This window comes from Corynebacterium sp. LaCa_23 (genome assembly GCF_058182375.1).
In genome coordinates this window covers 645,051-668,379 of record NZ_CP190825.1, presented here as the reverse complement: position 1 = coordinate 668,379, position 23,329 = coordinate 645,051, and the positions used below count along the sequence as shown (strand labels likewise).

Genomic DNA, 23,329 nt, shown 5'->3' with positions numbered 1-23,329 from the left:
TGCGAATGGCCCAAACGCGAGTGGCCCTTAGAAATTCGAGGCGGCCCACTCTGAGGACTCGCGCCTGAACATCAAGAGGTAAAGCACCGCGACCGCGCTTAGCAGGGTGATAGTTCCCAGCACCGGCGATCCACCGCTATACATTTGAAACGCGCTCGCGCCCAGGATGAGCTCTACGAGGACCACGGCACCTCTTCCCCATCGCTTTCCCTTCACCATGGCCCAGGCACCTGCGATGACGAAGCCAAAGACAATGAAGATAAAGATGGCGGTGCCAAGCCCTACAAAGCTTCCCGATCCGGAATCAGAGACCATCGAGTCATTTTCCGCACCCACCGCTTCGCGCACAATGAGGAAAATGCCAAAACAAATAACCGCGATGGATTGCACCGTGGCAATGCCAGCGCCTATCAACACCGACCGCGGGGCACTATCCGGTGGTGCCGCTGGCGCTGCCGCCTTATCTCGCTGCTGTTTATTTACCTGGCGTTTGTTCTGCTTAGACACAAAGCCACAGTCTACTAATCCGGCGCGAATTTTCTCTATGCCACCCACGGCAGGGCCTCGATGTTTCCTGCGCTAGCGCGGGGGCAAGGGGCTGAGCTGGGAGATTTGACGGTCTCTCCCTCACCACACTCACAACATAGCACCTATAGCCGCAGCTCAGGGCGATTCTCACAGGCTTCTTTAAAATTCAATTTTGACATTTATGGCCCCCACACCGCGCCTATTATCGTGATGTTAACCACAATTTAGCCTTTAACCCTAGCGGCGATCGGGTAAACATGTCATGATTCTCTAGTAGCAAAAAGAAAGAGGGCGTAAACCTCTTCTTAACCTGGAGGAAACTTCAGGTAACAACACCGTGAACCATAGGCGGCGGCGACGCTGGCCCGACCTCGAGACCGGGCCCCACTGCTAGCAGACCAGTTCACACACCACCTAAAAATCAAGGTGCTTTCCTACCCCTCATGGATTGCGCTCGTATTTACTGCTGTCAAAAATTTGTTAGGAGATATCAATCATGGATTGGCGCCACGAAGCCGTTTGCCGCGACGAAGACCCAGAGCTGTTCTTCCCAGTAGGTAACTCCGGCCCTGCCCTTACCCAGATCGCCAAGGCCAAGCTGGTCTGCAACCGCTGCCCCGTCGCTTCTTCCTGCCTCAACTGGGCACTCGAGTCCGGCCTCGACGCCGGCGTCTGGGGCGGCCTGTCTGAAGAGGAGCGCCGCGCCCTCAAGCGTCGCCGCAATCGCGGCCGCGGCCGTTCCCGCGTGTCCGCCTAAAAGCGCGGACCCGGGGAACCTAAAACTCACCCCAATTTTCGTTTCGGCGCCCTTAGCCGCTACAGTTGAATAAAGTTCAGAAACCCTCAACGAAGGAGTGCGCAATGAGCAAGCGTGGTCGCAAGCGCAAGGATCGCCGCAAGAAGGCCGCTAATCACGGCAAGCGTCCTGGCGCATAACGTACAGCAAACATAAAGCCCGGCTTAGTTGGCAGTGCATTTCAGCACTACCCAGCCGGGCTTTTGCTATATCTAAGTTAAGATCTAAACAAGAAATTTCTGCACCCCAGGAACCCCAGAAGCCTCCAGAGGTTTTCGTAGCTCTGAAGGGCGCTTCTTACCAGCGGGATTCGATCTCCGTAATTTCTACCGAGATGCGGCGGCGCAGCGATTGCGGTGCCTTAGCTTGGCCGGCACAGCAATTGCGCACGAGGGAGCGGACGAGTTCTTCGCGCTCTAGGCGTTGCTGGCAAAAATCGCATTGGGCGATGTGCTCGCGGATGGCTAAAGCGCGGGCGTAGGTCGTGGATTCATCGAGAAGCTCGCAAAATAGGTTGTGTACCTCAGTGGAGCTGCACGCACCACAGTTCTTTCCGGTTGCGCCTTCCATTACTTGTCCTCCATGTCCGGGTGTTCTAATCCAATTCCTTGTTCACGTGCTACGTCCTTCAACGCCTTGCGGAGCATTTTTCTTCCACGGTGAAGGCGAGACATCACCGTTCCCAATGGAGTATCCATGATTTCGGCGATTTCTTTGTACGCTAAGCCCTCCACATCGGAGTAGTAGACCACCATCCGGTAGTCCTCCGGTAGGTCATTAATGGCCTGCGAAATGGACCTATCTGGCATCTCTTTAAGCGCTGCCACCTCGGCGGATTCCAAGCCGGTGGAATCGTGTCCCGCGGTGGTATAGAGCTGAAAATCACTCAAGTCATCGGCAGAAGACTCGGTAGGGCGCCGCTTCGCCTTGCGATAAGAGTTGATGTAGTTATTGGTCATGATGCGATACAGCCACGCCTTCAAATTCGTTCCCTGTTTGAAGGAATGAAAGGACTTATAGGCCTTGAGATAGGTCTCTTGCACCAAGTCTTCCGCGTCTTGCGGGTTTCGCGTCATGCGCAGCGCGCCGCCATAGAGCTGATCAAGCAGCGGGAGCGCTTCCTTTTCAAAGCGGCGCTGCAGCTCCTTCTCGCTCACTGTTTCTTTAACCACACAATCTATCCTAACGTCTCACGCTAAAATTCCTATATGGCCAAAAAGTCCCCGCATGCCGCTACCCCGGCCCTGAAAGTCATCGAAGATGCCGGAGTCAAACACTCCATATCCACCTTCGAGGCGGGCAAGGATCACTTTGGTGATCACGCCGCGGCGGCCTTAGACGTAGAACCCGAACGCGTGCTGAAAACGCTCATCATTGATCTCACCGCGGGCAAAGGTCCGCGCCGCGAGTTGGCGGTGTGCGTGATTCCCACGACGCACCATTTAAGCCTTAAGAAGGCGGCGGCCGCCCTAGGCGTACCGAAGGCCACCATGGCGCAGGTGCACGATGCCGAGAAATCCTCAGGTTACGTACACGGCGGCATTTCCCCGCTCGGGCAAAAGAACGCGCTGCCCACGGTGATCGAGGAATCCGCGGTGCTTTTCGATACTGTCTTTATCTCCGGCGGCCGCCGCGGCCTAGATATCGAGCTCAACGCAGAAGACCTCGCACACTTGTGCGGGGCTGACTTTGTCGATCTACTGGCGGATGAGTAGCTCCGGATAGTCATTAGAGACAGTCCCCACGGCCTTATCCACCGCGTGGCACTCAAACCCCCGCAGGCCCGTGGGCGCTAGCAGCTCCTTAGTTTCGTCAGCGCTGCCCTCGAGCCAGGTGCGCATCTCCTCCGGCGCCAAAAATCGCGGCAAACGGTGGTGCAGCCACTCCATCTCTTCGGTAGCCGCGGTGGTCACGATGGTGGCGGAGAGCCGATCCAACCCGGTATCCCAGAGCCCCGCGGCCCACAGCAGTCCCTGGTCTGGATGGACGTAATACGGCGTCTTGGTGGAGCCATCCTTGTGCCACTCGTAATAGCCGTTCATGGGGATAAGGCAGCGCTGGGTTTTAAAGGCGGTGCGAAAAGATGGCTTGCTCGCCACCGTTTCTGCCCGGGCATTAAAAAGCGGCGGGCCATCTAGGTCTTTCTTCCACTGCGGCAAGAGCGCCCACCGCGCGGGATCGACTTCCGCTAGCTCCTCGCGCACGCGCACGATGGGAATGGGCTGGGTCGGGGCAATATTATATCGGGGCCCGGGCGTACCCTGTGGGGCGTGGACTTCCTGGACACCTGGGAGGTTTCCCACCTCATCGAGGAGGGACTCGGTAAAAAGAACGAATCTTCCGCACATGGCCTCTATTATGGACACTATGTCTCAACCTTGGACCGCCCCGCTGGCTACCAGCCCCGTTACGGGGGAACACCAGGTGCCAGGATCGAAATCGATTACCAATCGCGCCTTCATCCTGGCCGCGCTGGCTGATTCCCCGTCTATCCTGCACGCCCCGCTGGTTTCGCGCGATACGCAGCTGATGGAGGATGCGCTCAGCGCCATGGGGGTTCGCTTCACCCATGAGGGGGCCGATATCCACGTCCAGCCGGGAAAGCTGCACGGTGCCACGGTGGATTGCGGGCTGGCCGGCACCGTGATGCGCTTTGTGCCACCGGTCGCGGCGCTGGCGGATGGCCCGGTGCGCGTCGATGGCGATAAGCAGGCCTATAACCGCCCCATGTCCACGACGCTGGATGCGCTGCGCAGCCTCGGCGTTGATGTAAAAGGCGATAGCCTGCCCTTTACGGTGTCCGCCAACGGCGTACCAGAAGGCGGGAAGGTCACCATCGATGCTTCTGGTTCTTCCCAGTTCGTCTCCGGCCTGCTGCTGAGCGGGGCACGTTTTTCCCAGGGCATCCAGCTCACCCACGAGGGCGGCCAACTGCCGTCCATGCCGCACGTGGAAATGACGGTGGGCATGCTACGCCAGGCGGGCGTGCGCGTGGATTCGGATGGCACGACGTGGACGGTGCATCCCGGCCCCATTGCCGGGCGCGAATGGTTCATTGAGCCGGATCTCTCCAATGCCACGCCGTTCCTCGCCGCAGCGGCGGTCACCGGCGGGCGCCTGACCATCAAGAATTGGCCGGCGAATACCACCCAGCCGGGCGATGCCATCCGCCATATCCTGCTGGATATGGGCGTGATGGTAACCCAGGAGCACAATAGCGTCACAGCAGAGGGCAACCCGGCGGGAAGGCTGCAGGGCATCGAGCGCAATATGGGCGATATCGGGGAGCTTACCCCCACAGTTGCGGCCCTGTGCGCGCTCGCGGAAACGCCGTCCCGACTCACGGGCATTGCCCACCTGCGCGGCCACGAGACCGACCGTTTGCAGGCACTCGCGGCGAATATCAATGCGCTGGGCGGCAGGGTCACCGAGCTTGACGATGGCCTGGTGATCGAACCCGCCGAGCTCCACGGCGGCGATTGGCCCTGCTATGCCGATCACCGCATGGCCACCGCCGGCGCCATTGTGGGCTTAAAGGTCCCTGGTATCCAGATTGAGGATATTTCCACCACTTCCAAGACCTTGCCCGGCTTCGCCCGCATGTGGGAGACGATGTTGCACCCCGACCAACAGGATTTACATGGCTAGACGTTTCGGTTCCTTTGATGAATCTGATGTGCGCGTGCGCCCCGGCAAGGGCTCGCGCCCGCGCACCAAGGATCGGCCCAAGCACAAAAATGCCAAATACGGCATGGTAATTACCAAGGACCGCGGTCGGTGGGGCGTCGCGCTTGACGATGGCCCCACCGTCACCGCCATGCGCGCCCGCGAGCTGGGCCGCACCGCCATCGAAGTCGGTGACCGCGTCGGCGTGGTTGGTGATACCTCTGGTGCGAAGGACACGCTGGCGCGCATCGTCAAGCTGGCGGATCGCACCTCCGTGCTGCGCCGCACGGCCGATGACACGGATCCGTATGAGCGCATCGTCGTAGCCAATGCCGATCAATTGCTGATCGTGTCCGCCGTGGCCGACCCTCCCCCGCGGTCCGGCTTTGTCGAGCGCGCCTTGATTGCCGCGTTCGTGGGCAACCTCCACCCCATCTTGTGCCTTACCAAGACGGATCTCGCGGACCCGACGCCGTTTGCAGAAGAGTTCGCCGACCTAGATGTCACGGTGGTCGAGGCCGGGGTCGAGGATGGCTTGGAAGCCGTGCGCGCGCAGGTAGATGGCCATATTACCGCGCTCATCGGGCATTCCGGGGTGGGCAAATCTACGCTGGTCAATCGGCTGGTCCCAGATGCGGAAAGGGAAACGGGGGAAGTATCGGGCATCGGCAAGGGCCGGCATACCTCGACGCAATCGGTGGCCCTCCCCTTGCCCACCGACGCTCCTAGCACCGACTCCCAGGGCGGCTGGATTATCGATACGCCGGGCATTCGCTCCTTTGGGCTGGCGCACGTGGACGCGGATACCGTCCTTGGCGTCTTCGAGGACCTCGCCGCGGCCATTGAGGAATGCCCGCGCGGTTGTACGCACGCGGGTCCACCAGCGGATCCCGAATGCGGGCTCGATGATCCAGAAATCATTCCCGAGGGCACCGCTACCGCCCGCCGCCGCGATGCGGTACGCGGGCTGCTGCAAGCCCTGCGCACCAACGTGGAGTGGGAAAACTAGCGCGGCCTAGAGCAATTCCACAAGGAAGGGCAGCTCCGTGGGGTGGTAGAAGGCCATGAAGTTATCCAGGGCATCGCCCACCGCAAGCTCCGCATCCTCATCGCCGAGGTCCGCGGTATCGATGGCCTCGATGGCCTTGGCCGTTGCCTCTTCGGATTCTTCAATATCCACGTGAATGGCGGCGAGGTTATCGGTGCCAAATTGCGCTGGCTGGAGCTCTACCACCGGCTCACCCATATCTGGGCGCGGGGTGACTGCCGTGTCAGCAACGTCGATGGAAATGACCACGCGACGGTGCGGGAACTTCTCCTCATCCCCAATGGTCAACAGGCGCAGCGAAGCCATGGAGGCCTCGAGGAAGGCGGAGTAGGCGATCTCTTCTTCATCGCCTGCGGTATAAAAATCCCGCAGGGCTGGGGTCACCATGAATCCCCACCCGGAACGCGCCGCGAGCGTTCCGGTCTCTGCGAGCTCCGCCAGCATGGCATAGGTCGCCGGAATATAGACGCGGGCTTCAGCCACTAAAATTCCCCTTCAATATCGAATACGGCTTGAATTTCTACAGAAACGCGGTCGAAGCTGGTGTACAAGAAACCGATCATTCCGGCATCGACGGCGGCGCGCACGTTAAGGATCGAATCATCGACCATGACGCAATCGCTCAAGGGCAGCTCGAGGGCATCGGCAGCCGCTTGGAAGGCCGCAACCTCCGGCTTTTCCGCCCCGATTTCTCCAGACAACACCACGGCATCAACGTTGCCGCGATATTCCCACTCGCGAATGTGCTCGGCTCCGGAACCACCCGGGTCATTAGACAGAATAGCGGTTGCGGCACCATTTGCCTTCGCCGCAGACAGCAGAGCCTTCCAGCGGCGATTGTCCTCTTCAGCGCCATCGAGGACGCCGACATAGTCAATGATGAGACCACGCATAATTTTTAATCCTTCAGTACACGAATACTTTGTAACTCCCGAAAGTATAGCGAACTGCGCTTATATTCTCGCCCGCCTCATACAGGAAACTGCCAGAAATAGCGCGCGCAGCGCCCCCATGAGATAATTATCACGCGTTCGCCTCCCTGCCCTTTTTGCAGGAGCACTCATTTCACCATGTATGAGCCCATTCCCGGCTACTCTCATCTCAAGCGATACATCGCCCCGCACCGCATCCATTACGGCCGTCTGCCCACGACGGCAGAGGTAGCCGCCCAGCACCATATCCAAGCCTGGGTCGTCTTTATCCTTGAGGTCGCCGCCGGCTACCGCCCGCTGGCACACCTTAATTCTCCGCGCTTTTCGGATTCCATCCGCCTGCATATCGGCTCTTGGGTACACCGGCGAAAAAGCCCCTACGACACCGATACCCTGCGCCTTACCAGCCTGCACGCGCGGCCTAATGGCGAATACTTCGGTTCCGCGGTCATCGGCACGCACCGTCACGCCTTTACCGGCTCCGCCACGGACCAAGGGCTACGCTCGTTTCGGCTGCTCTAAAACTAACAGCGCCCCTCCCGCTTTCCCCACCGCGCGAGGGCGGGGAGGAAGAGGAAGGGGTGCAAAAGAGCGCGGAGATTTTATGCCTCTACGGTTTCTTGGCCTGCAGGACCAGAGCCCGAGTCACCGCCGGATTCTTGGTTTTCTTCCTGCTGCTTGAACTGCTTGCGCAGCATGAACAACTGGCGCACGGTTTCTTCCTTCACGCCTTCATTCATGGCAGTGAACATATCGCCACCCTCCTTCTGGTATTCCACCAGCGGGTCGCGCTGCGCCATCGCGCGCAGGCCGATGCCCTCCTTGAGGTAGTCCATCTCATAGAGGTGCTCGCGCCACTTCTGGTCAATAATCGGCAGGATGACCATGCGCTCGGTATTGCGCATCTGCTTGTCTCCGCCGATGGCAGACACGGCTTCCTCCAGCTTGTCGTACTCCCGGTTCGCGTCGGTGACGAGGGCATCGCGCAGCTGCTCCGCGGTGAGCTCGCCTGGGGAACCGTACTCGGAGCCTTCCACCAATTCTTCTGGGGACATCGTGGGGCCGTAGAGCGCCTCAAGAGCGTTCCAGAGTTCCTCGAGGTTCCAGTCCTCGACATAACCGGTGGCGGTAGCGCCCGCGACGTAGGCAGAGACCGTGTCATCGATCATGGTGCGGATATCGTCCTTGATGTCATCGGCATCGAGGATGGAATAGCGCGTGGAGTAGACCACCTTGCGCTGCTCATTGAGCACCTCATCGTACTTCAGGACGTTCTTGCGCATCTCAAAGTTCTGGTTCTCCACCTGCGCCTGGGCGCCCTTAATGGAGTTCGAGACCATCTTGGCCTCGATGGGGACATCATCAGGCACGTTGAGGCGGTTCATCATGTGCTCCATAGACTGGCCCACGAACCGCACCATCAATTCATCGCGCATGGACAGGTAGAAGCGGGTCTCGCCCGGGTCACCCTGACGGCCGGTACGACCGCGCAGCTGGTTATCAATGCGGCGGGACTCGTGGCGCTCGGTACCCAAGACATAGAGCCCGCCCGATTCTCGCACTTCATCGCCCAAGCGCTTCGAGCGCTCTTTCTCGCCGTCGATCTCGGCTTCCCAGGCCTCCTGGTACTTTTCCTCATCCTCGAAGGGGTCAAGGCCGCGTTCGCGCAGCTTCTCATCGAGGATAACTTCCGGGTTACCGCCGAGCACGATATCGGTACCACGGCCGGCCATGTTGGTTGCCACGGTCACGGTGCCAGGGCGGCCCGCACGGGCAATGATCTGGCCCTCTTCTTCGTGGTGCTTGGCGTTGAGCACGTTGTGCTGCACGCCGCGCTTGCTAAGCAACTGCGACAAGTATTCGGAGCGCTCCACAGAAGTGGTACCGACCAAGACCGGCTGGCCATGCTCGACGTGTTCTGCAATATCATCAACCACCGCAGCGAACTTTGCCTCTTGGGTCTTGTAAATGCGGTCCGAGTGGTCGGTGCGCTGGTTCGGCTTATTGGTAGGAATAGGAACCACATCCAGCCCATAGATGGAATGCAGCTCCGCGGCTTCCGTTTCCGCGGTACCGGTCATGCCGGAGATCTTTTCATAGAGGCGGAAGAAGTTCTGCAGGGTAACCGTCGCCAGCGTCTGGTTCTCGTTTTTGATCTCCACCTGCTCCTTGGCCTCAATGGCCTGGTGCATGCCCTCGTTGTAGCGGCGTCCCGCCAAAACGCGGCCGGTAAAGCCATCCACGATCATCACTTCGCCGTTGCGAACGATGTAGTCCTTATCGCGGGTAAAGAGCTCCTTGGCCTTCAAAGCGTTATTGAGGTAGGAGACCAACTGGGAGTGCTCCGGCGCGTAGAGGTTATCAATGCCGAGTTGATCTTCGACGTATTCCACGCCTTCCTCCAAGACACCAATGGTGCGCTTTTTGTGGTCCACTTCGTAGTGGATTCCCTCGCGCATGCGCGGGGCGAGTTGGGCAAAGACGCCATAGAACTGGGAGGAGCCATCAACCGGGCCGGAAATGATGAGTGGGGTACGGGCTTCATCGATAAGAATCGAGTCCACCTCATCCACGATGCAGAAATTGTGTCCGCGCTGAACTACATCATTGAGGGTGCGCACCATGTTATCGCGCAGGTAATCAAAGCCCAGCTCGTTATTGGTGCCGTAGGTGATATCGCAGTCGTAGGCTACCTTGCGCTCTTGCGGGCGCATTTCAGACAAGATAACGCCCACGGACAGACCCAACCAGCGGTGCACACGGCCCATCATCTCGGCGTCGCGCTTGGCCAAGTAGTCATTGACCGTGACGATGTGTACGCCCTGCCCCTCCAAAGCGTTGAGGTAAGCGGGCAGCAAGGAGGTCAGGGTCTTACCCTCACCGGTGCGCATCTCCGCCACGTTGCCAAAGTGCAGGGCGGCACCACCCATGATCTGCACGGGGTAGTGCTTTTGTCCCAGGACGCGCCAAGCGGCCTCGCGGACGGTAGCAAAAGCATCGAGCAAGATGTCGTTCTTTTCTTCGCCATCCTTTAGGCGAGTTTTGAACTCGTCAGTCTTGGCCTTTAGCTCTTCGTCCGAAAGCTCCGCGTACTGATCCTCGAGTGCAATTACATCGTCTGCAATTTTGCCCAGGCGCTTGACCGTACGGCCCTCGCCCGCGCGCAGCAGCTTGGAAAGTCCAAACACTATTCGTTAGTCCTTCTTGTCGCGACACATTAGTTAACTTCCCGCAATTGTACTCACGCCACTGCCCTTGTCGCGTTCCACCCGCCCTTAAACGATAGTGATTTCACACTAAACGCACTAAGAAAATGGATAGCTCACAGCATGACAAATCCCCCTTCCAAACCTCATCGAGTTCTAACGTGATGGGTAGGAAGGGGGGATAAAGAGGCTTAACTCTTTAGCCAGGCGCGGGAGATTTTAGCCCTCTGCATCCTCGGACAAGGAGATGATGCCGTAGTCGAAAGCGTGGCGACGGTAAACCACGGATGGCTTGTTGTTTTCCTCATTAACGAAGAGGAAGAAATCGTGGCCAACCAGCTCCATCTCGCTCAAAGCATCGTCCACGCTCATCGGGGTGGCCGGGTGCTCCTTGGTGCGCACGATCTGGCCGGGGCGAACGTCCTCGACGGTCTCAGCATAAGGATCGACCAAACGCTCTTCCTTAGCGCGCTGTGCTTCTGCCTCCGCAACCATCTCAGCGGCGATTTCGCCGGTGCCCTTCTGTGCGCGGTGGCCGCCCTTGACGTATTCACGGCGCACCTTCACCTTGCGCAGGGAACGTTCCATCTTCCCCATCGCGGTTTCCAGCGCTGCGTAGAAGGAGTCTTCCTTAGCCTCTGCGCGGGCGATGTGGCCCTTGCCGGTTGCGGTGATCTGGATGCGGTCGGACTCTGCTTCGCGGCGCGGGTTTGGCTCGTGCTGCAACTCCACGTGGAAGAAGGTCAGTGTGGGATCAAGGCGTTCAATCTTTGCCAGCTTGTCGTTGACGCGCTCTTGGAAGTGTTCCGGTACATCAACGTTACGGCCCGTAATCGTTACCTGAGCTTTGTTTGGCTGGGACATTGAGATGCCTCCCTTTGGTTGTGGGGACTAGAAACAATCACAGTAACTGTTCCTCTGTGACACCTCTAATAATACCAGTGGTTATGACCTGATGGCATTAGGGGGTAACACCGTGCACCCCACCCTGTGATGTTCCTTAAGCATCGGCAAAAGCCAACGCCCCATAGACCGTGGCGCCGGCGGCGCGCAGGGCCGCCATACTGGCCGCAAGGGTGGCGCCGGTGGTTATAACGTCATCGACAAGCAGCGCCTGCTCACCGCCCACCGGGGCGCTAATCCCCACGCGCCCCTGCAGGTTCGCCCACCTATCCTGCGCATTGAGCTCGGATTGATCCGCCGTATCCGCGCCCATGACAAGCGCCTCGCGCACCCGCAGCCCTTGCTGCCGGCGCGCCGCAGCCTGGCACATGGCCATCACGGGATCGCCGCCGCGCATGCGCGCCGAGCGGCGCCGCGTAGGGGCCGGCACCAGGCACAGCTCGCGGGGAATCTCGCCACGGGCGGCCAAGTGCGCCACGCCCGCAGCCACCACCGCACCGATATAATCGCGCACTTCCCTATTGCCCTGTTCCTTCATGCTGATGATGATATTGCGGCGAATATCGGAATAGGATCCTAGGGCAAATACCGGTGCCCCGAGCAACCGCGGCCGGCTTACCAGGTAAGGCGGCTGGCGCAGGTGCTCCCGGCACTGCGGGCACAAGACGTGGCCGGGCGCGCGGCACCCAGCGCACGCACGCGGAAAAATCAGCTCTCGCACGCTCACGGCGCGACACCACCCCATCCCCCGAAAGGTCCTCTGCGGCAGCGTCGCCCAGCGCCGCCGCCTTCTAACTGGACACGATAGGCGAAGAGCGGCGCCCCTGCAGGCCGGGCACCTCGCGCCAGTTCACCTCATCGACCACCGTGGCGGGAAGCTCCAGCATGGCATGGGAATCCGTAATATAAAGCTTCGATGGCGAGGTAGCCACCGCAACTACCGGGGCGGTGATATTACCCGTCGGCATGGTAGAAGCCGAGGAACCATCCTGCTCGATGCGCCATACCGGCGACTGCCCAGAAGACGTGCCCACGATGAGCGAGCCATCATTATTCCAATCCAGCGATAATGCCGAGCCGGAAACTTCAGGGCCCACCTCGCGGGCATTGACGATGCGCTTATCGCCGCTGCTGGATTGGGCCACCGCGGCGATGTAGACGTGGCCATCGATGATCATCGCCGCGCGTGCGCCGCTATGGGATAGGCGGATAACGGAGATTTCGCCCTCGATATCGTCAATGCTGCGGGCATCGACCTCGGATTCTGAAATCCGCCCAGTGGTCTTGGAACGCACGACGCGCACGATGCGGTCACCATCGACCACCGTCCATACGGCCTGACCGTTATATTCAAAGGTGGGCCGCGCCAGCGTCTTACCATCGACCGAATCCTGCAGCGCGGCACCAATTTCGCCCATCTGCAGCTTGAAGTCGCCGCTAGGCTTCCGGCTAACCGCCGCAATCATGCCGGACTCGGTGACATCGACCGATTGCACATTGCCGCTCGAGCCCAAAGAGCCCTTAACCGGCTCGGCCACCCCGCTATCGACCTCCAGCACGTTGCCCTCGTTCAGGGCGTACAGCGTGGACAGGGAATTACTGTTTACCTTGGGGTTATAGTCAGCAAAATCATCCACGCTGACGGTGTCCATGCCTTCTACCAGATTGCTGCCATCGGCCTTGACCTTGAAGGGGCCGATATGCCCGGCATCAGAAAGCGTCCAGACCAATTGCGCCGCAAAGCGGGTGCGGTCATTTTCATCCAGGTCCGACAGGCCCTCGAACTGGTAGCCGTTTTCGTTGTCATAGCCGGCGAAGGTGACCTTTTCATCCGCCGCCCGGCGGGTGGCCGGAGCGATGCTGCTAGATGGGCCTTCCATCAAGAGGGTAATCAGCGTGGACTCGGATTCCTCGCTGCCTTTATAAAGCCACCGGCGGTCCGGGGCGAGGACGTCATCGGTTTGTTTATAAAAGTAGAGCGATTGCGGGGTGTAATGATTGCGCAGCTCATTGCGCTCGATAACCAACCCGGCCGGCAGACTATCAACGAGCCACTGGTCATCTACCATTTTCATGTCGATGGTAGCTTCGTAGCTCTCATTTTCCGGCACATAGGCCCCGCCGGATTTGAGGCGTCCAATGATGGTGCCGCGCACATTGAAGGAGCGCGCATCCGCCGCCGTATTCTGCTTCTTATCGGGCGCGGTCACGATATCCAGGCTATCGACCACCATGACATCGCCCGAGGCATCCCAGGCCCCGCGGGCGTTATTCGTGAGGAACCCGCGAGCGGCATCGTGGTCATTGGTTGGAACGGCCGCGGCGCGATAAAAATCGCGCAGGGTAAGGTCCGGGTCCGCCCCCACCTCTGGGGCAATGACCTCTTCCGGGCCATCGGCCTGTTTGTGGTAGGTACCCACGACCTGGGGGCTAGTATCGTGCGGCAAGGTTGAGCAGCCGGTGACAAAACACAGCGCCACCACCGCGCCCACGGCGGTGTGCCGCCGCCATATTCCCTTCATAATGACCGAATTCATTTATTTATCCCCCTTAAAATCCGGCGCCTTATAAGAGCGCCTCTCGGGCGAGGCGGCCCCACGGTTGCGTTCAGAAGGCCACAGGATTCCGTCACCATCCGCCTCGGCCGCCTCCACCGAGTCATCGTCGATGCCAATTCCGCGGCCTACCACCGAGCTGCTGCTTGGCGATGCCCCACCGGCGCCACCCTCGCCCTCATCTTCTGCTGCACCAGCATCCGCTTCCCCAGCGTCCGCTTCCCTAGCATCTGCAGCATCAGGCTCATGAGCTGCATCGGCCGCGAAGTCAGTAGCGATGCCGTTTTCTGCGGGGTCAGCGGTAGCGGGGCTGGCGGTAGCGGGATCAGCGATAGCGGGGGCATCGGCAAGCGCATCGTGCCCGTCGTGCGCGGCGTCTGAACCGGTGCCCGGGGCGCCTGGAATCTCGCGGGAGATGGGTGATTCACCAATCTCGGTATTCGGCTCGCGCGGGATGATGAGGCGGAAGCGGGAACCGTAGCCGAAGACGCCAAAGGCATCGAGCGTGCCGCCGTGCAAGACCGCGTCCTCGCGGGCAATGGCAAGGCCCAGCCCGGTGCCGCCAGAGTGGCGCTTACGGGAGGAATCCGCGCGCCAGAAACGGTTGAATACCAGCTCTTCTTGCCCGGGTTTCAGGCCCACGCCGTGGTCCGTGACCGCCACGCCCACGGCCTTCTCCGTGGTGGCGATATCGATGACCACGGGTTTTCCCTCAGAGTGGTCGATGGCATTGGCCAAGAGGTTGCGCAAAATGCGCTCGATGCGCCGGGAATCGGCCTGGATGGTGATCCGCTCGTCTGGCATATTGCGGACCACCTCCACGTCGAGCTTTTGGGCTAGGTGCTCAACCTGGCGGTAGGCGGCGTCCACGCAGGAACGCAGGTCAATGGCCGTGGTAGATAGGTCCGCTACGCCGGCATCGTGTCGGGAAATCTCGAGCAGATCCGCGAGCAGCTCCTCGAAGCGGTCCAGCTCCCTGGACATGAGCTTGGAGGCGCGCTGCGCGCCCGCGGGCAAGCTATCGGCCTCGGATTCGATGAGGTCTGCGGCCATGCGCACGGTGGTAATGGGGGTGCGCAGCTCATGCGAGACATCGGAAGTAAATTGCCTCTGCAAATCGCCGTATTCCTCCAGCTGCGCAATCTGGGAGGACAATTTATCCGCCATATTATTAAAGGAGGCGGCAAGCCGGCCCATCTCATCGTCCCGGTCCACGGCCATGCGCTCCTTGAGGTGACCCGCGGCCAGGCGCTGGGCAATGCGGGACGCGGACTTAATCGGGGTAATGACCTGCTGGGTTGCCAACCAGGCAATGCCCACCAGCAAGACCACGACCACCACGCCGGCGGCAGAGAGCAGGCCGCGCATCAGCGCCATCGTGGACTCTTCCGATTCCATGGACAGGGCCAGGTAGACCTGCAGATTCGGAATCTCTGCATCGGTGGGCGTGCCCACCATGAGCGCGTTATAGTAATCGCCATTGCCGCGCGGGACCGGGTAATACTGCTGCGCAATCTGGTCCTGGCCCACCATCTGCCGCATTTGTTCCGGCACCGGGAAATCCTCCGGCGAGGTGGTGATGGATCCATCTTGGTTTTCCACCACGATGACGGGTTCATATACGGCCTGCGCATCGCCTTGTTGCGCAGAGAGTTGATCCAAAGAAGCGCGGGCGGAGTTGATGCGCACCTGCACCGAGTTGGCCGAGCTGGTGGCATCGATTTGCTGTTCCACCGCCGTGCGGGCGCGTTCGAGTTCCTGCAGCGCCACGTCTTCTTTTTGGGATACCAACCGCTGGGTCAGCACGGAGACCAAGGCGTAGGCCAAGATGATCATGACCACCGAGGAGGCGACCACAATCATGCCGATAACGCGCGCCTGCAATGAGGTGCGCAGCGTATCTACTATGGCGTCACGAATGCGCCGCACGCGGTCCAGAATTCTGATGTTTCCTTACTCCCCGGCACCGGCCTTGCCGGTCTTATACCCCACGCCGCGCACCGTCAGCACGATCTGCGGATCTTCCGGATCGTGCTCGATCTTGGCGCGCAGGCGCTGCACGTGCACGTTCACCAAACGAGTATCGGAGGCATTGCGGTAGCCCCAGACGGACTCCAGGAGTGACTCGCGAGTATGCACCTGGCCTGGGTGGCGCGCCATTTCCAGTAGGAGATCGAACTCCAGCGGGGTCAGGTTCAATTCGGTGCCATCGGTACGGCGCACCGTATGTTCCGGCACGTCGATGATCAGGTCGGCGACCTCAAGGGTTTCCGGTTCCGCGGAATCGGTGCGGCGCAGGCGCGCCCGAATGCGGGCGATGAGCTCCTTCGGCTTAAAGGGCTTGGTGATGTAATCATCCGCGCCGGATTCAAGGCCCAAGACCACGTCCACGGTATCGGTCTTGGCGGTCAGCATGACGATGGGCACCGCGGATTCGCGCCGGATGGTGCGGCAAATATCCACACCGTTCATGCCCGGCAGCATAAGATCCAAAAGGATGAGATCCGGTTCGTGCTCGCGGAAGGCAGGAACGGCATCGTTGCCATCCATGACGGGGACGGGGTTTAGTCCCTCAGATTCAAGGACAATGGTCAGCATTTCCGAGATCGCTGGATCATCATCCACGACCAAAATCGTTGGCGCCACGTTTTAATCTCCTACAAGGTCATTAATTGCTGCCGTAATAGTATCCGCATCGGCGGTGGCGATCCAGCGCCCACCCCAACCGGATTCGACCAAGCACCGGTAGGCGGCGGCGGTGCGCTCCTGTAATCCCCCATCGCGTTCATAGTGGTCGCGCTCGCGGGTGGAATCGGTGGCGGCCCGGGACTGCGCTCTTGCCGATGCCACCTCCACCGCCGTATCCACATACACCTGCAGGTCCGCTTTCGGCAGGCCCAAGGTACCAAATTCTAGGTCGTAGACCCACTGGAAGAGGCTATCGTCGCGCAACCGGGCCGCGGAATAGGCAGCATTGGAGGCCACATAGCGATCCAAGATGACTATCTCGCGGGTTTCCTTCGCCGCCCGCAATTCCTCTTTTATCCCAAAGCGGTCGAGGGCGAAGAGCGTGGCCATACCGTAGGCCGAATCCGTGAGATCGCCCATCTTTCCGTACAGCGCCTCGCGCGCGAGCTGCGCGTGGATGGAGGTCTCATAGCGCGGAAAGGCTATGGTACTTACTGGGACTTCGAGGGCGCTTCGCACTGCGGTCGCAAGCGTATTTTTTCCGGCGCCGTCAATGCCTTCAATGCTTATGAGCATGGTGAGATACGCAGAATCCTTTCTGCTCTGTGGCGGCGCCTTTGGCACCGAAGGACATGGTTTTTAAGAAAGTGCCTCGATAAAAGGTTCCACGTCGTAGTCTTCTTCGACGGTGTCCAAGATCTCGAGGGCATTTTCGGTCAAGGTATCGTCAACGGTTCCCACCAAGTCCCTAATATAGGGGTAGTCCTCAACGGTTTCGCTGGCACTGAACGGCGCACCCGCCCAAATGGCGGCGATCGTGGCCGCGGCGTGGGCGTTGAGTTGTTCCTCTTCGGTTATATCGTCCTTGCTGCGGGCCACCTCGCAGGCATCCTGTACTGCGCGGATTACCCCTTCTTCATCGAGGTTTGCCAATTCATCTAGAAAATCCACGTTGAGATCGGTGCTAAAAATCTCTTCGTCCCAGCTGCTCATCTCTCACTCCTTCGACGGGTTTAGCGCCATTTATACACGCTTTTCCGGCGGAGAAAAATCGGGCATGAAAAGGATTGCATAAGCACTGCCATTTCTCATCTCCACGTTGTTTACATATCACGGAATCCGCAGCCTGTCGCGGAAATTCCAATACATGATACTCTCGTTATCAACTTGTTACCCACCCTATGCAACCAAGAAAGGAGGGCACGATGAAACCAGATTCACGTCGCGTGTACGTCTTCATCGTGCTCGGCCTTATCGCCGCCGTCGTCGTGGGAGTGGGCGTGTGGCGCATGAGCACGCCGAGCGCCCGTTACTCCAACGCCGCGAATGAGTCCCCTACCTCTACCGTGGCACCAAAAAATACTTCCGCTGAAGAATCGACGACATCGTCGACGCATAAGAAGCCTTCGACGGAAAACTCTGCCCCCGCAGAGGCCAATTCTGGCGCCGGTGAATCAGACCACCAGCACCCTGAATCAACGGACCCATACTTGGCGCCGAATGCCGTCACGCATCCCCACGCGGCCACCCGCCCTACCAAGGTGTACCGCCCCGAAAATGTGTACTCGCCAGGAACTTCCGTTAATAATGCCCCGTCTAACCAGGGCGGGCAGGTGCCGCAAAATGGTAACGGCACAGGCACCGGCACCATGCAGGCGGTCCCAGATAACCCCAGCAAGCCGGATAACCTAGCACCGTCGTCCCAGGCACCGAGCTCACCGGCTCCATCCCCTGCCCCGGGCGAAGAGAAGCCTGATCAAGGTGGCGAGCCCGGCAAGCCTGGTAAGCCGGAGGAGCCCGCCGAATCCGGTATCCCGGCGCCGCCAGCGACGCAGGCTCCGCACAAGCCTCGTCCCGAGTCGAGCACGCAGCGCACCCCGTCGGCTCCCGATGCCACTACAGAGGGACACGGTGCGGGAGCGGGCGCGCCTTCTGGTACACAGCAGACGAAAAATAAGTCCCACGCCGAGCCGCAGGCAACCGAGAAGCTTGTTCCTACGCAGCAGCCAGGAAACCAAGAACCCACGGATCTCCCGGCAACGGGAAGCTCAGCCGCCAGTTCTTCTGCTGCGCGCTAACTTTTCACCGCGGCTAGCGCCTAAAAATGCCCCCTTGCTGGGATTTTCCAGCAAGGGGGCATAGTTGTGAGGCCGCTTAGACTCGGGCGACGAATAATTGCGCCGTGCTGCCCTCAGGATTTTCCTTTTCTACAGCGTGAGCCTGGGCGGTAACCATGCCGTCGGAGGCCGGCAGCCATGCGGCCTGGCCCGGGGAAAGGATCAATTCCTCGCCCGCAGCATTGCGCAGGTTGAGGGACCCACCGGTGCACAAGGCGATGGTGGGGCCGTCATAGTCGAGGTCGACGGAAGAATCCGGCCCGAGCTCGGCGCGGTCGAGCAGGAATTCATCGATGGGCACTGGATAGGACCACGCCTCGGCGCCGTGGACATTGTCCTGGTTTTGCTTATCCTTTTGCTGCACCCGCGGCTCATTGGCGGCCGCATAGGTCAGGACCTTGACCAGCTCCGGCACATCCACGAATTTCGGGGTCAACCCGCCGCGCAAAACGTTATCGGAATTGGCCATGATTTCTACGCCCAGCCCGGAGACATACGCGTGGAGTTGCCCGGCATCGAGGTAGACGGCCTCACCCGGGGCAAGCTCGATGTGGTTGAGCAAGAGCGCACCAAGCACACCGATATCGCCAGGATAGCGGTCATTAAGGTCCACCACCGTAGCCATGACCCGCGCCTTCCAATCCTTGGGATCGACGGCAATCAGGCGCTCGCCGGCGGCAACGATGGCCTTAATGAGCTCCTTGCGCTTGGCCGAAGGGATCGTAATCCACGTGGTGAAAAGCACCCGGAGGTTGGCGGACTCGGAGGATTCCGCGGGGTCATCGTCAAGCATGGCCAGGTAGCGCTCAAGCTCCGGGCATTCCAAGGCGGCAAAGAGCTCGCGGGTTTGTGCCAGGGGACGGAAACCCGCCATGGCGTAGAAATCCGACAGCGCCACGATAAGTTCCGGCTTGTGGTTATCGTCCTTGTAATTGCGGTTTGCAGCCTGCAGGGCAATGCCCGCCTCGTTTTCGCGGGCGAAACCCTCCTCGGCCTGCTCCTTAGACGGGTGGGCCTGCAAAGACAGCGGATCTTCGGCGGCGAGGATCTTCAACAGGAACGGCAGGTTCTCGCCGTATTCTTTATAGACTCGAGCGCCCAACTGGCCTTCTGGATCCGCCGCAATAACCTCATTGAGAAGCTGGCCATCCACCGTGGAGGGATCGCCTGGGTGGGCGCCAAACCAGAGTTCAGCCACCGGCTTTTCTGCGGCTTCTTCGCCCCGCAGCTCAGGGATGAGGGTGCGCGAACCCCACGAGTAGTTGCGGGTAGCGCCTTCCAGTAATTGCATTTATTTCTATCCTTTAGAAATCTCGTAGGCGGTCGCGGCAAAACTCCGCGTAATAAGCTGCAGTGAGCGGGCAAGATGCCCAAGGCCCGGTTCCGGGTCGGTGCTGCGGACTGCAAGCGAGTTGGGCAGGTTCGCCTCTTCCTGCCCCCAGAAAATCACTTTCAAGGGTATCAAAGGTGCATCCGTCCCAGCACCGTCGATGAAGGGGTCGTAGAAAAGGTCATCGGCAGGCGCGGGCGCCGTACTAGATTCAGCACCCCGATCGAGTGCGCCGCGCAGGTCAGCGGGCTCGACGAAAGTGCCGGGCAACCCGTGCACAGCCCAGATGGTTGCTGCCATGCGGGCGACCAAGGTATCGATGTGTACGCGCTCGCGGCGCTCGGCATATGCATAGGGATCGATGACGCAGGAGTGAATAATCCGCGCGCCCTCGGCGTATTCGCGCAGCTGCCGGCCGGGATTGATGGCATCATCGCGCTCTGGCGAAAGCTGCTCGATCTCGCGGTCCACGGCGGCGGCAAGGTCCTCTAATTCTTCGCACACCGCGCGCGGGGAGGTATGAACGATGCTGCACAGCGCGTACAGGGCCGTGATAAATCGCGCCGGCGAGCAGCCCTCTGCGGTGGGAAGCGACGGGGCAATCAGGGTGTCTTCCGGGCAATCCTCTACCAAGGGGCCGCTTGCCGGGCCCACCAGGATGGTGGTGGCGCCGCGCTGGCTCGCCGCAATGAGCGCGCGGGAGGCCCAATCGCATTCTGCGGGCTCGCCCACCGCCACGACGATATCGAGCGCGCCCACGTATTGCGGCAGCGATTCCGTCACCACCAGCGGGATGCGCAGCGGTTCGGCCAAGCCGACGCCGAGGTGCGCTGCCTCGCGGGCGATGGCATCGGTGGGCAAGATGACCAGGGAGCGCGGATTGAGCCCGTTGAGGATCTCACCCCAGCGCTCCATTTGCCCGGCGAGCAGACGAATCTGCGCGCCCTCGTGGGCGACATCAAAAAATCGCACCGTTTCGGTGTCATAGGCGGAACCCTCAGTGAAACCGTTATCCATATCGCTCAAGCATAGTCTGGCTCCCACTATGATGGTGCGGCATGACGTCCGCACAGATTCACCCCGTATCCCTTATCGGTGGCGGCCCCGGCGCGTGGGACCTGATTACGGTTCGCGGCATGCGCGCCCTACAGGAGGCCGAGGTCATCTTGACCGATCACCTGGGCCCTGCCCCGCAGTTGGATAAGCTCTGCGATATTTCAGCCAAGGAGCTTATCGATGTCTCCAAGCTGCCCTACAAGAAGTCCATTACCCAGGACAAGATCAACGAGCTGCTCATCGAGCACGCCCAAGCCGGGCGGAAGGTAGCGCGGCTAAAGGGCGGCGATCCTTTCGTGTTCGGCCGCGGCTTTGAAGAGGTACAGGCCCTAGCCAAGGCATCTATCCCCACCACCGTCATTCCAGGGGTGACCTCCGCGGTTTCCGTGCCCGCGGGCATTGGCATCCCCGTCACCCAGCGCGGAATGGTTCACGGCTTTACCGTCGTATCAGGGCATCTGCCGCCTGGCCACGAGAAGTCCCTGGTGGATTGGCACGCCCTGGCCCAGTCCGGCGCGACCTTGTCCATCATCATGGGCGTGAAAAATGCCCCGGCGATTGCCAGGGCATTGCAGGAAGGCGGGCTTGCTGGGTCGACACCGTGCGCGATTATCCAGGAGGGCACCCTGGATACGCAGCGGGAATTTCGCTGCGATTTAGAACGCCTTGCGCAGACAATGAAGGACAATAACGTCTCCTCCCCCGCCGTCTATGTCATTGGCGAGGTTGCCGGCCTCGACCCAGCCGGGGATTAGGCCTTATCCGCCTGCGGTGCGGACTCCTCCACGATGCTCGCGTCCTTAGAGGCACCGGCCGCGCTGTGTGCAAAGCCTGCGGCATGAAATTCCGCGTGCGCCTTGGCCTCGGCGTTTTCGGCTTCCAATTCCCTTGCGCGGGCTGCCCGGGTAGCGCGCGCACCGTGGATGGTGGCGGAAATGCCCACGACGAGGACTAGGACCATGAGCAGCGGGGAGACAAAGCCCGGTACCGTCAGCCCAAAGTAGGTTTCTAGCCCACCTAAGACCTTGCCGATATTGAGAGCCACGATGGCCGTACCCACGAGTCCACCGAGGACGACCGGCTCAATCCGGGAAATCACCCAGGCCGCAATCGGGGCGGCAATGGAACCACCGATGAGCAGGGCCAGCACGGCGGAGAGGTTGGCGACGATATCCTGCCACAATCCAACGACGAAGCCGAGGGTGGCACCCAGGGTGACCAGGAATTCGGCGGTATTTACCGTGCCGACAATGCGGCGGGGCTGCTCGCGGCCAATGGCCATGAGCGTGGAGGTGGATACCGGACCCCAGCCGCCGCCACCGGTGGAGTCAACGAAGCCGCCAACAGAACCGAGCCCGATCAAAAATGGGGTGGAATGGCTGCGCTTTTGCACGAACTTCGTCCGGCGCGGGCGGGAAAAGCGCCAGATGAGGTTGCTGCCGATGGCCACCAAGATGAGCGCGGTAATCGGGGCTGCCGCATCGGTGGAGATATTGGAGAGCACGGTGGCGCCGATAAACGCCGCGATGGCACCCGGCACACCCAGCCGGAAGACGGTTTTCCAATCCACATTCCCAAAGCGGGCGTGGCTCAGGCCCGACATTGCGGTGGTCCCCAGCTCAGCGGTGTGGACGACGGCGGAGGCTTGGGCGGGCCCAAGGCCCGCGAGGAGAAGGATGGTGGTTGAGGTGACGCCGAAGCCCATGCCGATGCCGCCATCGACAAGCTGGGCGGCCGCACCGGCCACGGCGATTAAAATAAGGGTTAGCATGGGACACCGACCTCCTGGGCGATGTGATAGTGGGCAGCAACGATGCCAGCGAGATCGGTACCAAGAACGGGATCGACGGTGACATTGCTGGGGGTAGATGACAGTGGTTTAAGGAGCAATCCTGCGGTGACAAAGAGCGGGATAACCCGCATTCGCGCAGTGCTCCTCGCCAATGCATGGATGTCATTGCTGCCACCCCGGGTGGCGAACGCGGCCGTGGCGGGGACGCCAGTGAGTTGAGAAACCCGAGCGGTAAGCCTGCGGATGGAGTCATTGGCCGCAGCATCAGAGGAACCGACGGAGTAGATGACGTGGTGGGTATCTTCCGGCCTTGCGCGTGCCGCGAGCACCGCCGCCAGGTCCGCTTCTGCGGCTTCCCGCCTGCCCACATCTCGTACACCATGCTCTGCGGCGCGCCCTCCGCCCAAGCACTCGCCTTGTACCAAGCGCACGCCTGAAGCTTCTTCAGCCGCAGCGATAACGCGGGGAACGTCAACGCGCTGGTGGTAGCCCTGCGTAAAGAGCAATGGAATGACTACGGCCGTATCCTCCCCACAACGGGCGAGGTCGACCGCAGCTGCGGTGAGATCGGGAGTATTGAACTCCAGGTGCGCCGCACGATAAGCAGGCCGGTCTGGAATCGCGGCGGCAGCGGCCTGGGTGAGCCGTTCAATGCCAGCGGCGGCGCCCGGGTGGCGCGAGCCGTGGGACAAGGTAATCAGTGCGGTCATGG

General features: G+C 60.5%; 26 protein-coding genes. 8 read left to right on the top strand and 18 right to left on the bottom strand.

Features of this window, described 5'->3' with window-relative positions; translation table 11 throughout:
• Nucleotides 1-27: 27 nt before the first annotated feature.
• A complete protein-coding gene (locus tag ACP8IT_RS03370; protein ID WP_039885480.1) occupies nt 28-507 on the bottom strand; it encodes a hypothetical protein in 480 nt (159 codons plus the stop codon).
• A 517-nt stretch (nt 508-1,024) separates the two neighbouring features.
• On the opposite strand from ACP8IT_RS03370, the gene ACP8IT_RS03365 reads away from it, so the two are divergent.
• Both ACP8IT_RS03365 and ACP8IT_RS03360 read left to right on the top strand, forming a co-directional pair.
• Nucleotides 1,025-1,285, top strand: coding sequence for a WhiB family transcriptional regulator (locus ACP8IT_RS03365; protein WP_005277545.1), 261 nt, complete (start codon nt 1,025-1,027; stop codon nt 1,283-1,285).
• Nucleotides 1,286-1,389: 104 nt separating this feature from the next.
• Nucleotides 1,390-1,464, top strand: a complete 75-nt coding sequence (locus tag ACP8IT_RS03360; protein ID WP_369707509.1) for a 50S ribosomal protein bL37 — start codon at nt 1,390-1,392, stop codon at nt 1,462-1,464.
• A gap of 157 nt (nt 1,465-1,621) precedes the next feature.
• Here the strand turns inward: ACP8IT_RS03360 and ACP8IT_RS03355 are convergent, their stop codons facing one another.
• Both ACP8IT_RS03355 and ACP8IT_RS03350 read right to left on the bottom strand, forming a co-directional pair.
• Entirely contained in the window at nt 1,622-1,894 is a 273-nt protein-coding gene (locus ACP8IT_RS03355) for an anti-sigma factor (protein ID WP_005281801.1), read from the bottom strand.
• Nucleotides 1,894-2,496, bottom strand: a complete 603-nt coding sequence (locus tag ACP8IT_RS03350; protein ID WP_005277540.1) for a sigma-70 family RNA polymerase sigma factor — start codon at nt 2,494-2,496, stop codon at nt 1,894-1,896. The genes ACP8IT_RS03355 and ACP8IT_RS03350 overlap by 1 nt, the downstream gene beginning before the upstream one ends.
• Nucleotides 2,497-2,532: 36 nt before the next feature.
• On the opposite strand from ACP8IT_RS03350, the gene ybaK reads away from it, so the two are divergent.
• Complete coding sequence (ybaK, locus tag ACP8IT_RS03345; RefSeq protein ID WP_005281799.1) at nt 2,533-3,039, top strand: Cys-tRNA(Pro) deacylase; 507 nt, start codon at nt 2,533-2,535, stop codon at nt 3,037-3,039.
• Here the strand turns inward: ybaK and ACP8IT_RS03340 are convergent.
• Nucleotides 3,022-3,672: an SOS response-associated peptidase gene (locus tag ACP8IT_RS03340; RefSeq protein ID WP_039885477.1), complete on the bottom strand. Its 651-nt coding sequence runs from the start codon at nt 3,670-3,672 to the stop codon at nt 3,022-3,024. The genes ybaK and ACP8IT_RS03340 overlap by 18 nt on opposite strands.
• Here ACP8IT_RS03340 and aroA point away from each other — a divergent pair.
• The gene (gene aroA, locus ACP8IT_RS03335; RefSeq protein ID WP_005281795.1) at nt 3,671-4,972 is read left to right on the top strand and encodes a 3-phosphoshikimate 1-carboxyvinyltransferase; all 1,302 of its coding nucleotides are present in this window, start codon (nt 3,671-3,673) and stop codon (nt 4,970-4,972) included. The genes ACP8IT_RS03340 and aroA overlap by 2 nt on opposite strands.
• Nucleotides 4,965-5,999, top strand: coding sequence for a ribosome small subunit-dependent GTPase A (gene rsgA, locus ACP8IT_RS03330; protein WP_284631419.1), 1,035 nt, complete (start codon nt 4,965-4,967; stop codon nt 5,997-5,999). Before aroA ends, rsgA begins: the two co-directional genes overlap by 8 nt.
• 6 nt (nt 6,000-6,005) lie before the next feature.
• Here the strand turns inward: rsgA and ACP8IT_RS03325 are convergent, their stop codons facing one another.
• Both ACP8IT_RS03325 and ACP8IT_RS03320 read right to left on the bottom strand, forming a co-directional pair.
• Nucleotides 6,006-6,521, bottom strand: a complete 516-nt coding sequence (locus ACP8IT_RS03325; RefSeq protein WP_490290397.1) for a DUF6912 family protein — start codon at nt 6,519-6,521, stop codon at nt 6,006-6,008.
• Nucleotides 6,521-6,931 carry an HAD-IA family hydrolase gene (locus ACP8IT_RS03320; protein WP_284781755.1) on the bottom strand — a complete coding sequence of 137 codons (411 nt, stop codon included), beginning with the start codon at nt 6,929-6,931 and terminating at the stop codon, nt 6,521-6,523. The genes ACP8IT_RS03325 and ACP8IT_RS03320 overlap by 1 nt, the downstream gene beginning before the upstream one ends.
• 177 nt (nt 6,932-7,108) lie before the next feature.
• Between ACP8IT_RS03320 and ACP8IT_RS03315 the strand changes: the two genes are divergently transcribed.
• Nucleotides 7,109-7,492 carry a hypothetical protein gene (locus ACP8IT_RS03315; RefSeq protein WP_490290396.1) on the top strand — a complete coding sequence of 128 codons (384 nt, stop codon included), beginning with the start codon at nt 7,109-7,111 and terminating at the stop codon, nt 7,490-7,492.
• 80 nt (nt 7,493-7,572) lie between these two features.
• On the opposite strand, the gene secA is transcribed toward ACP8IT_RS03315, so the two are convergent.
• The 8 genes from secA to ACP8IT_RS03275 form a co-directional block, all read right to left on the bottom strand.
• Nucleotides 7,573-10,158 carry a preprotein translocase subunit SecA gene (gene secA / locus ACP8IT_RS03310; protein ID WP_490290395.1) on the bottom strand — a complete coding sequence of 862 codons (2,586 nt, stop codon included), beginning with the start codon at nt 10,156-10,158 and terminating at the stop codon, nt 7,573-7,575.
• Nucleotides 10,159-10,395: 237 nt separating this feature from the next.
• Nucleotides 10,396-11,040, bottom strand: coding sequence for a ribosome hibernation-promoting factor, HPF/YfiA family (gene hpf, locus ACP8IT_RS03305; RefSeq protein ID WP_005277524.1), 645 nt, complete (start codon nt 11,038-11,040; stop codon nt 10,396-10,398).
• 136 nt (nt 11,041-11,176) lie between these two features.
• The gene (locus ACP8IT_RS03300; RefSeq protein ID WP_490290394.1) at nt 11,177-11,806 is read right to left on the bottom strand and encodes a ComF family protein; all 630 of its coding nucleotides are present in this window, start codon (nt 11,804-11,806) and stop codon (nt 11,177-11,179) included.
• Nucleotides 11,807-11,870: 64 nt separating this feature from the next.
• The gene (gene lpqB, locus ACP8IT_RS03295; RefSeq protein WP_284628923.1) at nt 11,871-13,616 is read right to left on the bottom strand and encodes an MtrAB system accessory lipoprotein LpqB; all 1,746 of its coding nucleotides are present in this window, start codon (nt 13,614-13,616) and stop codon (nt 11,871-11,873) included.
• Complete coding sequence (gene mtrB / locus ACP8IT_RS03290) at nt 13,617-15,518, bottom strand: MtrAB system histidine kinase MtrB (RefSeq protein ID WP_490290586.1); 1,902 nt, start codon at nt 15,516-15,518, stop codon at nt 13,617-13,619.
• A 69-nt stretch (nt 15,519-15,587) separates the two neighbouring features.
• Nucleotides 15,588-16,280, bottom strand: a complete 693-nt coding sequence (gene mtrA, locus ACP8IT_RS03285) for an MtrAB system response regulator MtrA (RefSeq protein ID WP_005281774.1) — start codon at nt 16,278-16,280, stop codon at nt 15,588-15,590.
• Between the two features lie 3 nt (nt 16,281-16,283).
• Nucleotides 16,284-16,898 (bottom strand): dTMP kinase, encoded by a 615-nt coding sequence (locus ACP8IT_RS03280; protein WP_490290393.1) that lies wholly within the window; start codon nt 16,896-16,898, stop codon nt 16,284-16,286.
• A 63-nt stretch (nt 16,899-16,961) separates the two neighbouring features.
• Complete coding sequence (locus ACP8IT_RS03275) at nt 16,962-17,315, bottom strand: DUF4259 domain-containing protein (RefSeq protein ID WP_005277508.1); 354 nt, start codon at nt 17,313-17,315, stop codon at nt 16,962-16,964.
• Nucleotides 17,316-17,527: 212 nt separating this feature from the next.
• On the opposite strand from ACP8IT_RS03275, the gene ACP8IT_RS03270 reads away from it, so the two are divergent.
• On the top strand, nt 17,528-18,400 hold the full coding sequence (locus ACP8IT_RS03270; protein WP_005277506.1) for a hypothetical protein: 873 nt from the start codon (nt 17,528-17,530) through the stop codon (nt 18,398-18,400).
• A 76-nt stretch (nt 18,401-18,476) separates the two neighbouring features.
• On the opposite strand, the gene manA is transcribed toward ACP8IT_RS03270, so the two are convergent.
• Nucleotides 18,477-19,730 (bottom strand): mannose-6-phosphate isomerase, class I, encoded by a 1,254-nt coding sequence (gene manA, locus ACP8IT_RS03265; RefSeq protein ID WP_023028435.1) that lies wholly within the window; start codon nt 19,728-19,730, stop codon nt 18,477-18,479.
• A gap of 6 nt (nt 19,731-19,736) precedes the next feature.
• Complete coding sequence (locus ACP8IT_RS03260) at nt 19,737-20,786, bottom strand: exopolyphosphatase (RefSeq protein ID WP_237791364.1); 1,050 nt, start codon at nt 20,784-20,786, stop codon at nt 19,737-19,739.
• 41 nt (nt 20,787-20,827) lie between these two features.
• Here ACP8IT_RS03260 and cobA point away from each other — a divergent pair, with 41 nt between their 5' ends.
• Nucleotides 20,828-21,580 carry a uroporphyrinogen-III C-methyltransferase gene (gene cobA, locus ACP8IT_RS03255; RefSeq protein WP_023016908.1) on the top strand — a complete coding sequence of 251 codons (753 nt, stop codon included), beginning with the start codon at nt 20,828-20,830 and terminating at the stop codon, nt 21,578-21,580.
• On the opposite strand, the gene ACP8IT_RS03250 is transcribed toward cobA, so the two are convergent.
• Both ACP8IT_RS03250 and ACP8IT_RS03245 read right to left on the bottom strand, forming a co-directional pair.
• Complete coding sequence (locus ACP8IT_RS03250; RefSeq protein WP_490290392.1) at nt 21,577-22,596, bottom strand: sulfite exporter TauE/SafE family protein; 1,020 nt, start codon at nt 22,594-22,596, stop codon at nt 21,577-21,579. The genes cobA and ACP8IT_RS03250 overlap by 4 nt on opposite strands.
• Nucleotides 22,590-23,327: a sirohydrochlorin chelatase gene (locus ACP8IT_RS03245; protein ID WP_490290391.1), complete on the bottom strand. Its 738-nt coding sequence runs from the start codon at nt 23,325-23,327 to the stop codon at nt 22,590-22,592. Before ACP8IT_RS03245 ends, ACP8IT_RS03250 begins: the two co-directional genes overlap by 7 nt.
• Between the last annotated feature and the right edge of the window lie 2 nt (nt 23,328-23,329).